At 58.0% G+C, this 11,261-nt stretch carries 9 protein-coding genes; 8 read left to right on the plus strand and 1 reads right to left on the minus strand.

The window, feature by feature from the left end; all coding sequences use genetic code 11:
• Positions 1-6: 6 nt before the first annotated feature.
• A complete protein-coding gene (locus tag AAE029_RS03725) occupies positions 7-345 on the minus strand; it encodes a hypothetical protein (RefSeq protein WP_371071437.1) in 339 nt (112 codons plus the stop codon).
• A 427-nt stretch (positions 346-772) separates the two neighbouring features.
• Between AAE029_RS03725 and AAE029_RS03730 the strand changes: the two genes are divergently transcribed.
• From AAE029_RS03730 to AAE029_RS03765, 8 genes are all read left to right on the plus strand, one after another.
• Complete coding sequence (locus tag AAE029_RS03730; RefSeq protein ID WP_371071438.1) at positions 773-2,674, plus strand: methanol/ethanol family PQQ-dependent dehydrogenase; 1,902 nt, start codon at positions 773-775, stop codon at positions 2,672-2,674.
• A 243-nt stretch (positions 2,675-2,917) separates the two neighbouring features.
• Complete coding sequence (locus AAE029_RS03735) at positions 2,918-3,382, plus strand: c-type cytochrome, methanol metabolism-related (RefSeq protein WP_371071540.1); 465 nt, start codon at positions 2,918-2,920, stop codon at positions 3,380-3,382.
• Positions 3,383-3,386: 4 nt separating this feature from the next.
• Positions 3,387-4,244, plus strand: coding sequence for a substrate-binding domain-containing protein (locus AAE029_RS03740; RefSeq protein WP_371071439.1), 858 nt, complete (start codon positions 3,387-3,389; stop codon positions 4,242-4,244).
• A gap of 365 nt (positions 4,245-4,609) precedes the next feature.
• Positions 4,610-5,548, plus strand: coding sequence for a pyrroloquinoline quinone biosynthesis protein PqqB (gene pqqB / locus AAE029_RS03745; protein WP_371071440.1), 939 nt, complete (start codon positions 4,610-4,612; stop codon positions 5,546-5,548).
• Positions 5,545-6,300 carry a pyrroloquinoline-quinone synthase PqqC gene (gene pqqC / locus AAE029_RS03750; protein WP_371071441.1) on the plus strand — a complete coding sequence of 252 codons (756 nt, stop codon included), beginning with the start codon at positions 5,545-5,547 and terminating at the stop codon, positions 6,298-6,300. The genes pqqB and pqqC overlap by 4 nt, the downstream gene beginning before the upstream one ends.
• Positions 6,297-6,596, plus strand: coding sequence for a pyrroloquinoline quinone biosynthesis peptide chaperone PqqD (gene pqqD, locus AAE029_RS03755; protein WP_371071442.1), 300 nt, complete (start codon positions 6,297-6,299; stop codon positions 6,594-6,596). Before pqqC ends, pqqD begins: the two co-directional genes overlap by 4 nt.
• The gene (gene pqqE / locus AAE029_RS03760; RefSeq protein WP_371071443.1) at positions 6,593-7,696 is read left to right on the plus strand and encodes a pyrroloquinoline quinone biosynthesis protein PqqE; all 1,104 of its coding nucleotides are present in this window, start codon (positions 6,593-6,595) and stop codon (positions 7,694-7,696) included. The genes pqqD and pqqE overlap by 4 nt, the downstream gene beginning before the upstream one ends.
• Positions 7,697-7,978: 282 nt before the next feature.
• On the plus strand, positions 7,979-11,233 hold the full coding sequence (locus tag AAE029_RS03765) for a maltotransferase domain-containing protein (RefSeq protein ID WP_371071444.1): 3,255 nt from the start codon (positions 7,979-7,981) through the stop codon (positions 11,231-11,233).
• The last annotated feature ends 28 nt before the right edge of the window (positions 11,234-11,261 follow it).

Raw genomic sequence — 11,261 nt, forward strand, 5'->3', positions numbered from 1 at the left:
TCCGACTCAGAAGCAGCGCACGTCTGCCTCGGCCTGGGCCCTTCTCAATTCCGCTATCGCGGCCTTAGCCGGGGCGCTGTCGCGAAACAGTGCGCCATTTTCGCCCGGGACCAGTCCCATTTGCCTGAAGGTGGCAGCTGTCTCGTATCGGTCATAGGGGAGGATGGATTCAATGACGTCGATCGAGCAGGAGCAGCGGTCGAGATTGGCCCGATTTTCACCGTTGGCCTTCATGCAGGCATAGACATATTCCGCGACGACGTTGGTCGGATAGCTCGTCGCTGCCATCGCCGGAAAGGCGAGACTTACTGTTGCAACTGCGAGCGCAGCAATTGGAAACTTCATCAGCGTAACCATGGCATACCCTTTTCATGCCGCGCAGTTTTGCGCTCTACGAAGGATGCAACTAACTATACAAGTATAACCTCCCAGTCGCGACTGTATCCAGTAAAATAGGATAATTTTCCGAGTATAAAAATACTGCAATGCAAAATCCATGATGCACTGCAGCGATTAATGCTTGAGAAACACGCTTGCGGAAAACAATTCTATCTCTTATGGTTAGTTTGTTTCCGGCTTCAAGGACGTTACCGTCAAGGGAGTGGTGACAGTCTTCGTAGGCCAAGCGGGTGGGCGGTAACGGTGCCCTCCGCACGCCTGGCTTAGGTCGTGACACGCTGCCGGAAATACTTCCCACACGCTGAACTGGTGATGCGGACTTCTGTTAGGAAAACAGGTGTCGTTCATCTTTGCGAACTTAGGGAGGAGTAAAATGCGTGTACGTGGAAATTTCATAAAATTGGCATTGGTGACGACGGCCGTGTCTCTGTCATTGGCGGGAGGAGTGTTTGCCAATGACGAGGTGCAGAAGTTAATCTCCGATTCCAAGAACTGGGCTATTCCAACGGGTGATTATGCCAATACCCGCTATTCGAAACTGAACCAGATCAACAAGGACAATGTGAAGGACCTCCAGGTCAAGTGGACGTTTTCAACCGGCGTTCTTCGTGGCCATGAAGGTGGACCTTTGGTAATCGGCGACGTGATGTATGTGCACGCGCCGTTCCCAAATACGGTCTATGCCCTCGATCTCAACAATGACGGTAAGATCCTCTGGAAATATGAGCCCAAGCAGGATCCGAACGTCATTCCAATCATGTGCTGCGACACGGTCAATCGTGGCGTCGCCTATGGTGACGGCAAGATCTTCCTCTATCAGGCCGATACCACGCTAACCGCTCTCGACGCCAAGACAGGCAAGGTCGTCTGGCAGGCGAAGAACGGCGAGGATGTCGCTGGCGGCAAGGGAGAGAGTGGAACGAGCGCTCCGATGGTCTTCAAGGACAAGGTCCTCGTTGGCATATCGGGTGGTGAATTCGGTGTCCGCGGCCATGCGACCGCATACAACATAAAAGACGGTTCGGTTGCCTGGCGGGCCTATTCCACCGGTCCCGATTCCGAAACGCTCATGGACGGTGAGAAGACCACACAGCTCGGCAAGCCGGTCGGCAAGGACTCGGGTGTCAGCAGCTGGGAAGGCGAACAGTGGAAGCAGGGCGGCGGGACGACCTGGGGCTGGTATGCCTTCGATCCGAAGCTGAATCTGGTCTATTACGGAACCGGCAACCCCTCGACCTGGAACCCTGTACAACGGCCGGGCGACAATAAATGGTCGATGACGATCTTCGCTCGCGACGCCGACACCGGCATGGCGAAGTGGGTCTATCAGATGACCCCGCATGACGAGTGGGACTTTGACGGCGTCAACGAGATGATCCTCGTCGACGGCATGAACGTCAACGGTAACGCCCATGACGTTCTGGTCCATTTCGACCGCAACGGCTTCGCCTATACGATGGATCGCGGAACCGGCGAACTGCTCGTCGCCAAGAAATACGACCCGGCGGTCAACTGGGCGACGGAAGTCGTGATGGATCCGAAGAGTAAGGAGTACGGCCGTCCGCAGGTCGTGGCTCAGTATTCGACGCAACAGAACGGCGAAGACACCAACACCACGGGCGTATGCCCGGCGGCGCTTGGCACCAAGGACCAGCAGCCGGCCGCCTATTCGCCGAAGACCGGACTGTTCTACGTGCCGACCAACCATGTCTGCATGGACTATGAGCCATATAAGGTAGGCTATACCGCCGGCCAGCCCTATGTGGGCGCGACGGTGTCGATGTACCCGGCTCCAAAGAGCCATGGCGGCATGGGCAACTTCATCGCCTGGGATGCTGCCAAGGGTGAGATCGTCTGGTCGAAGCCCGAGCAGTTCTCGGTGTGGTCAGGCGCGCTGGCGACAGATGGCGATGTCGTCTTCTACGGCACGCTTGAAGGCTACATCAAGGCTGTCGATAAGGACGGTAAGGAACTCTACAAGTTCAAGACCCCGTCCGGCATCATCGGCAACATCAACACCTTCGAGCATAACGGCAAACAGTATGTCGCCGTGCTCTCGGGTATTGGTGGCTGGGCAGGCATCGGTCTAGCAGGCGGTCTGCTTCAGGCCGAAGGCGCTGCTGCCTGGCAAGCGGCCGTTGCGGGCAAGAATGCCCCAAGCGACCAGGCCCAGTCGATCTCCACGGCAGGTCTTGGCGCAGTCGGCGGTTATGCCGCGCTTGCCGACTATACGACGCTAGGCGGTCAGCTTACCGTCTTCGGTCTCCCGGATTGATTTGCGGGAAGCCATCATAGGCAACCGACCTCCGGCAAGAGGCGGTAAGGCAGAGAAACGAGAGCCTGGTTCACAGGGATCCCACCCAGGCTCTCGATTTCGCCGCGCAATCCACAACTCACCTGTCAACGCCGCATCGCGACAGCAAAGCTGTGTCCGTGGCGAAATGAGAAAGAGGTATGAATGTCTGTTCGCAAAACAGCAGTCTCGGTTATTGCCATGACTCTTCTTCTTGGTTCCAGCATGATCCTCGCAGCCGACGACAAGCAGAAGGCTGCAGCAGTTACAGACCAGGACGGCAAATATTTCGACGCCGATGGAAATCCGACATTCAAGGTCAAGGATGATGGCACGGTGGACTGGTACACGTTCAGTGGATATCGCCGCTATCACTCGGACTGTCACGTGTGCCACGGCCCTGATGGGATGGGTTCCAGTTATGCCCCGCCGCTCATCAATTCGTTGAAGACGATGGATTATGGCACGTTCCTTTCGATCGTCGCTGAAGGTCGCAAGAATGTGGGCGGCGGCAAGGAAAACGTCATGCCCGCTTTCGGCAACAACAAGAACGTCTATTGCTACATGGACGACATTTACGTTTACCTGCGCGCGCGTGCGGTCGATGCGATCCCGCGCGGCAGGCCTCCCAAGAAAGAAGACAAGCCACAAGCTGCCAAAGAGCAAGAAACATCGTGCATGGGGAGTTGAGCTCATGTCTGCACGCAAATCCTGCGGTCTTTATATACTCTCCATGATCGCGCTGATTGTCGCGATGCCGACCGCAGGATTTGCGCAGGGCGCCGGGCTCGGCGCCGCGGGTGAACTGGTCGATCCGGACGTGCTGCGTGTTTGCGCTGATCCTTCGAACATGCCCTTCACGGATGAGAGCGGGCAAGGCTTCGAAAACAAGCTGGCAGAACTGGTGGCAGCGAAGACAGGCCGCAAATCGGTCGCCTATACCTGGTATCCGATGGCCACCGGTTTCGTCCGCAACACGCTGAGGGCCAACCGCTGCGATATCATCATGGGTTACGCCCAGGGCGACGAACTGGTTCAGAATACCAACGCCTATTATCGCTCGACCTACGTCATGGTGTACAAGAAAGACAGCGGTCTGGACGGCGTGGAGGTCATCGAGGATCCGAAACTGTCCGACAAGCGGATCGGTATCGTCGCGGGAACGCCGCCGAGCGCCAACCTGGCGCGGGCAAACCTGATGCGGAAGGCCAAGCCGTATCCGTTGATGGTGGACACGCGATTTGCGCCATCCATGGCCGAAGTGATGCTGAAGGACCTGCAGCAAGGCGTCATCGACGTTGCAATTCTGTGGGGGCCGATGGCAGGCTACTACGTCAAGCAGATAAATTCGGATCTCATCATGGTGCCGCTCTTGAAGGAGAAGGGCAGCCATATGGCCTACCGCATCACGATGGGGGTTCGTCCGTCCGATCAGGAATGGAAACGTACTCTCAACAACGTGATCAGGGAGAACCAATCGGAGATAAACCGGATTCTTCTGCAATATCAAGTCCCTCTGGTCGACGAAGCCGGCAACCAGATTAAGGGATAACAGTGATGACGGTTTCAGGTTGAACCAGGTGAAGAGTGATTGCGTTGGGATGTAAGTCTGTTCTGTGGTATCTTCCGAGCCGTCCCAGGACAGCAATCTAGCGCGATACCTCCCTCGAGTTTCAGAGCTTGCGCCGGCCGGGCGCACGGTGCCGGGAGGAGATCAATCGTTGATCTCAGGCAGAAAGCAAAGAGGAGAAGCTTATGAAGAAAAGCTGGAAGAAGCCGACGATGTGCACGGTTTGCGTCGGAATGGAAATGTCACGCTACCGTTCCGCCGAACTCAAGGCTAAGAAATAAGCCCATTTGCCGCTCCATGCGGCGTGCACGCATGGAGCGGCTGCCGTCGGAAGGAAGCATCATCACATGCGGCTGAAGATCCTCGGCTCCGCGGCAGGAGGGGGATTCCCTCAATGGAATTGCAACTATAGGCTGAGTCGTTCGGTTCGCAACGGCGAAGAGGGCTTTCGGCGGCGGACACAATCGAGCCTTGGCGTATCTGCTGACGGCAATGATTGGGTTCTCTTCAATGCCTCCCCGGATATTCGCGAGCAGATCGCTGCAACTCGGGAATTGCAGCCGAGGAAGGATGGTCCCTTGCGCGCCTCACCGATCAAGGCCGTTATCCTGACGAATGCGGACGTTGACCATATCGCCGGGCTCCTGAGCCTGCGCGAGCGGCATCGATTTGTCATCTACGCGACCGCTCGGGTGCTCCGCGTGATCGCGGAAAACAGTATCTTCAATGTTCTCGATAAAGACCTGGTGCCGCGCCGCGAACTTCCTCTGAATGTTGCGACGCCGATTGCGGACTGGCAGGGCAGGCCGACATCCATTGTGGTCGAGGCGTTTTCTGTTCCCGGAAAGGTTGCGCTTTTTCTTGAGGATGCCGGTAAGGCGGAAGAGGGCTTCGGCACGCAGGAAGGCGACACGGTGGGATTGCGCATCCTACAGGAAGAGCGTGATTCCTCGGTACTATATGTTCCGGGCTGCGCGGCAATCGACGCCGATTTAAAAGGGAGAATTGCTACCGCCGCGTGCCTGCTTTTCGATGGTACGGTCTATACGGACGACGAGATGTTGAGCGCCGGGGTCGGTATCAAGACCGGTCGGCGCATGGGGCATCTGCACATTGCCGGCCCCGACGGGTCCATGGCCTTGCTTGCCGATATCGCGCCCACGCGTCGCATCTATGTTCATATCAACAATACCAATCCGATCCTCGATGAGAATTCACTCGAAGCGGCAGCCGTGAGGGCAGGGGGATGGGAGATTGGCTACGACGGAATGGAGATCAGCCTATGAGCGATTTTGCGGCCGCCGCGCGACATGGATTGACGCCAGCGGCGCTTGAAGCAACCCTTCGCCACGTGGGAGAAGAGCGATATCACAACAGGCATCCCTTCCATCACAGAATGATGGCGGGCGCACTGACCAAGGCGCAGCTCCAGGCATGGGCGCTCAATCGATATTGCTACCAGGCGATGATTCCGCGCAAGGATGCCATGATCGTCGCCCGGGGGGAGGATCCGGAATTTCGTGCCGAATGGCGCCGCAGGATCGAAGATCACGATGGGACAACCGGCTGGGACGGAGGTATCGCTCGCTGGCTCAAGCTCGCCACGGGGCTCGGGCTCGAAGAGGGACTGGTGAAGAGTGAGCGACTTGCTCTGCCCGCCACTCGCTTTGCCGTCGGAGCATATTTGTCTTTCTGCACTAATCGCAGCCTGCTGGAGGCGGTCGCTTCGTCGTTGACGGAATTGTTTGCTCCGGTGATCATCGGCGAACGTGTCCCCGCCATGCTGGCGAAATATCGCTATGTGACCGAAGATACCCTGGCTTATTTCACGCCTAGGTTGAAGCAGGCGCCGCGGGATTCCGATTTCGCGCTCGCCTATGTTCTGCGGCATGCGACCGATCCGGAAAAGCAGCAGGCGGTCATCGATGCGCTCGTTTTCAAATGCGATATTTTGTGGGCGATGCTGGATGCTCTGGATCACGCCTATGGAGATGGCGGCCACATTCCGCCGGGCGCCTTCGTACCGGAGGCGGCATGATGCAGACCAACCGTCAGCGTGCCATTCTGTCCGCGCAGTCGAGACCGTGTCTGAAGCGCCACGTTCGGCTGCAGTATGATCCGGTGCGCAGTGCCTGGGCGCTGCTTTCGCCGGAACGGGTTTTCTGGCCGGATGAGGTCAGCCTTGATATACTGAAGCTGTGCGATGGTCGGCATACTGTTTCGCAAATCGTCGACGAGCTTTCCGATCAATATGATGCGGCTCGCGAAGACATCGCACCCGATGTCGAACAGTTCCTGCAGGAATGGTCCGACAGATTTCTGGTGACGCTATGAGTGAAGCACTTCTGCCTCCGATCGGCATGCTGGCCGAGCTTACGCATCGCTGTCCCCTGCAATGCGTCTACTGCTCCAACCCGCTTGAACTGTTGAAGGCCGACAAGGAGCTTTCGACAGACGCCTGGCTCGCGCTTTTCGAAGAGGCGGCGGATCTTGGGGTCCTGCAGATCCATTTGTCCGGCGGCGAACCGACCGTCAGGCCGGATCTCGAACAGTTCATAGGCTGTCTGGCAAGGCGCGGCGTCTACACCAATCTCATCACCGCAGGGGTCGGCATCGCTGAAGGGCGGCTCGAGGCGTTTCGGGATGCGGGTCTCGATCATGTGCAGTTGAGCATTCAGGGTGCGCACGCGCCTACGACGGAGAAAATCGGCAATCACCGGAGTGCCCATGAGAAGAAGCTCGAAACAGCAAAGCGGGTCGTGCAGATCGGCTTGCCGCTCACGATCAACGCGCCCATCCATCGGCACAATATAGAAGAGGTCCCTGCTTTCATCGATCTCGCGCTTGACCTTGGGGCAGAGCGGCTTGAGATCGCAAATGTGCAATATGCCGGCTGGGCGCTTCTCAACCGCAATGCTCTCATGCCCGATCGCGAGGCGGTGGAACGCCAGGTCGAGATTGTCGAGGAGGCACAATCGCGGCTGCAGGGAATTCTGGCGATCGACTTCGTCGCGCCCGACTATTTCGCGGTCTATCCGAAACCCTGCATGGGCGGCTGGGCACGCGATGCGTTCATGGTTGCCCCGGATGGCACGGCGCTTCCATGTCATGCGGCCGGAACAATTCCGTCTCTGCATTTCGAGCGGTTCGGAGAATCGAGCCTGACGGATATCTGGCTCAACTCTCCGGCTTTCAATGCGTTCCGCGGCGACGACTGGATGCTGGAACCCTGCAGGAGCTGCGAGCGACGCGAGATTGATTGGGGCGGATGCCGGTGCCAGGCCATGGCAATTGCGGGCAATGCGGCCGCGACGGATCCCGCCTGCATCAAATCACCCCTCCATAGCCGCATGGCAACGCTGATCGCTGAAGCCAACTCGCCCTCTTCGTCCAATGCCGACGATTTCCGGTACCGCCGCATCGGAAGGGCGTAGCCGTCAATACTATCCCCGAGAGCGCGGTTTCGCGCGACAAGCGCTCCAATTTTTCGACTACGAGACGCTTCAGATTTCAAGCCGATTCGACCTGAAATCATCCAGCGCTAACGCCGCGCAATCCCCGCCAATAGCGAATATTTGGCCCTCCTTTCGATCGATGAGTTCCTGAATTGAATCCATGCGCGCAAGCGGAGTGGAGCGCCAATTGCATCAGATTCAAAGGAACAAGCATTGGTGACCTTGCGTTAGACCGTAGAACTCAGCGGCGAGGGACATCCGATGGACACGCGCCCCCAATTTGCTTCGCAAATCTCACTGTCGCAGCTGCCACCGCAGATTTATTACGTGCATCCTTTGATGCTGAAGGGGCTGGACGCTTGGAGAGAGGTGTTTGCCCATGCCAAGGACCTTGGTTTTGATACGGTCCTGACGGCTCCTCTTTTTGAACGCGGCCATAATGCCAGCGTCTTCGTCACCAGGAATTTCGATCGGCTTGATCCTGACCTGGGGCTCGGCCAGTCCCTTGAGGACGGTGTCAAAGCCCTTGTTCAGGAGGCTGGAAAAAATGACGTCAAGCTGATGCTCGACCTCGTTCTTGATAGAGTGGCGGTCGATGAAAAAACTGCGGGATCCATCATCGCCGATCCGCGTGTGGTGCCGCAGGAAAGATACAGCCGCCGCATCAATTTCAGGGGCGAAGCAACGCATATCGACGACTGGCGCAACCGGCTGACCTGGCTTACCGGCCTTGGCATTGCCGGCTTTCGTTGCCTAGGCATTAACCGCCTGGCGCCGGAGGGCTGGAGCGACCTTATCGTCTCGACCCGTAAGTCGGCGCCCGCAACAACCTTCCTTGCCTGGACGCCTGGCAGCGCCTTCGAAGACCGCCGCGCCCTTCAGGGGACCGGCTTCGACGGCAGCTTCTCCTCGTTTGCCTGGTGGAACCTGGAGGAGCGGTGGATCATGGACGAATATCAGATCCAGCGGCAGATCGGCTATCAGATCACCTTCCCTGAAGCGCCGTTCGGCAAGCGGATCGCTCACGGCACGGACGGCTGCGAGGTTCTGCAGCGCAAAGCTGTCCGAGCGCTGAAACTTGCCTCGACATTCGCGAGCGGCCTGATGATTCCGATGGGTTTCGAATACGGTGCTGCGACGCCCCTCGACCCCCTGTATGGCGATGGAACCGGTCTGCGCGGACTTCGGGAACAGGGCTCGTTCGACCTTTCTGGAGACGTCCGCACCGTCAATGCGGGGATCAACAAGACAGTCGCCGGTTTCGCACGTCAACCGCTCAAGGTCGTCTCCACCAGCCAGACTCCGGCTGTCGCTCTGATGCAGACAGACCGGGAGGACGTTTACAGCTCGCAGAAAGCTCGCGTCGTCGTCCTCAACCGTGACCTTCGGCGCGTCGTCAACACGCCTTTTCATGTTTTGCGGGAGGCTGCGTCCTTGTTCCTTCCCCTCATCGACACGCAGGCCGAGGACGAGGTTCTTGCCGCAGAGCTCAAACTGAAACCGGGCGAGTTGCGCATCTTTGAAGGGCAATCATCCGTTCCGATCATCGATGCCGTTGCGGTGCCCGATGTCAACACGGCCGCTGCGTCTGCGCGGTTGGCAATCGAGAAGATCACACCGGCGGTCGATGATGGCCGTTTCGTCGTCAAGCGTGTGGTCGGCGAGACAGTGAAAGTCGAGGCCGACATTTTCGGCGACGGCCACGACCCTCTCTCAGCCGCCCTGTTTTGGCGCGCGGCCGATGATAGCAGTTGGAACGAAGCCCGGATGGAATTGGTCGAAAATGACCGCTGGCGCGGTGAATTCACGCCGAAACGTCTGGGACGACACGAATTTGCGGTCGAAGCGTGGCGCAATCCCTTCCAAATCTTCCGCTATGAATTCACCAAGAAGCACGAGGCGCGGCTCGATCTCAGGCTCGAAATCCAGGAGGGCATCAACCTCGTGCTGGACACGCTCGATCATGCGGAAGGCGAGATCAAGACGCGACTTAAGAATCTGTTCGACAAACTTACGGCAGTTCACGATGAGCAACGCATCGAAATCCTGCTGGCGGCGGATACCGCCGAGCTGATGGCGGCAGCCGATCGACGACCGCACCGCCTCCGTTCCCAGGCTATCCCTCTCGATGCGGAGCGTTCGGCCGCCGCCTTCGCAAGCTGGTATCAGATATTCCCACGCTCGCAGAGCGGCGATCCGAACCGGCACGGCACATTCGATGACGTCATCGATCGGCTGGGGGCCATCCGCGCCATGGGTTTCGACGTGCTCTATTTCCCGCCGATCCACCCGATCGGCAAGACGAACCGCAAGGGCAAGAACAACAGTTTGCGCGCGGCACCAAAGGATCCCGGAAGCCCCTATGCAATTGGCGCGGAGGCGGGCGGCCATGACGCGATCCATCCCGAGCTTGGCACCTTCGAAGACTTTCGACGCCTGGTGGATGCTGCAAAGGAAGAGGGGCTGGAGATAGCGCTCGACCTCGCGATCCAGGCCTCGCCCGACCATCCATGGCTGAAGCAACATCCGGGCTGGTTCGACTGGCGACCGGACGGGACCATTCGTTACGCGGAAAATCCGCCAAAGAAATACGAAGACATTGTCAACGTCGATTTCTATGCCCATGACGCGATCCCGTCGCTCTGGATCGAGCTGCGCGATATCGTGCAGAAGTGGGTCGACAACGGCGTGAAACTCTTTCGCGTCGATAATCCGCACACCAAACCTTTCCCCTTCTGGGAATGGCTGATCGCCGATATCCGGTCACGGCATCCGGAGGTCGTCTTTCTGTCGGAAGCCTTCACCAAGCCGAAGGTGATGTACCGATTGGCCAAGATCGGCTTTTCACAATCCTATACCTATTTCACCTGGCGCAATGCGAAATGGGAACTCGAGCAATACCTGCGCGAGATCACTACGGAGGAACCGAAGGAATTCTTCCGACCGCATTTCTTCGTCAACACCCACGACATCAATCCCGACTTCCTGCAGAACGCCCCGCGCCCGGCCTATCTGATCCGTGCGGCTCTCGCCGCGACACTTTCGGGACTCTGGGGCGTCTATAACGGCTTCGAACTCTGCGAGGGCCGGCCAGACGCAAAGCGTAAGGAATACGCCGACTCGGAAAAGTACGAGATCCGCGCCTGGGACTTCGATCGACCGGGCAATATCAAATCCGAAATCGCGATGCTCAATCGGATCCGAAGGGAAAACCCGGCTTTGCATTCGCATCTCAGGCTCCAGCTTCTCACCGCCTGGAACGAGAACATCATGTTTTATGAAAAGGCGAGCGCCGGACGCGAGAACGCTCTGCTGATCGCCGTCAATCTCGATCCGTACAATGCTCACGAGGCAGATGTGGAAATTCCGCTCTGGTCATGGAACCTCCCGGACGATGGCGCGCTTGACCTCGAGGACCTGATCGCCGGCCACAAGTTCACTTGGTCCGGCAAGGTGCAGCATCTTCGGCTGGATCCGCATGCTGGCCTGCCGTTCGGGATCTGGCGGGTGAGATAGGGAGGAAAAACAAAATGGACACAACGAC

It is taken from the genome of Sinorhizobium sp. CB7 (assembly GCF_041357635.1).
Classification (GTDB): Bacteria; Pseudomonadota; Alphaproteobacteria; order Rhizobiales; family Rhizobiaceae; genus Rhizobium.

Bases quoted from the DNA above. Each gene is read 5' to 3' on its own strand.
- AAE029_RS03725 (WP_371071437.1), bottom strand. From the start codon at position 345: ATGAAGTTTCCAATTGCTGCGCTCGCAGTTGCAACAGTAAGTCTCGCC.
- AAE029_RS03730 (WP_371071438.1), top strand. From the start codon at position 773: ATGCGTGTACGTGGAAATTTCATAAAATTGGCATTGGTGACGACGGCC.
- AAE029_RS03735 (WP_371071540.1), top strand. From the start codon at position 2,918: ATGATCCTCGCAGCCGACGACAAGCAGAAGGCTGCAGCAGTTACAGAC.
- AAE029_RS03740 (WP_371071439.1), top strand. From the start codon at position 3,387: ATGTCTGCACGCAAATCCTGCGGTCTTTATATACTCTCCATGATCGCG.
- pqqB (WP_371071440.1), top strand. From the start codon at position 4,610: ATGCGGCTGAAGATCCTCGGCTCCGCGGCAGGAGGGGGATTCCCTCAA.
- pqqC (WP_371071441.1), top strand. From the start codon at position 5,545: ATGAGCGATTTTGCGGCCGCCGCGCGACATGGATTGACGCCAGCGGCG.
- pqqD (WP_371071442.1), top strand. From the start codon at position 6,297: ATGATGCAGACCAACCGTCAGCGTGCCATTCTGTCCGCGCAGTCGAGA.
- pqqE (WP_371071443.1), top strand. From the start codon at position 6,593: ATGAGTGAAGCACTTCTGCCTCCGATCGGCATGCTGGCCGAGCTTACG.
- AAE029_RS03765 (WP_371071444.1), top strand. From the start codon at position 7,979: ATGGACACGCGCCCCCAATTTGCTTCGCAAATCTCACTGTCGCAGCTG.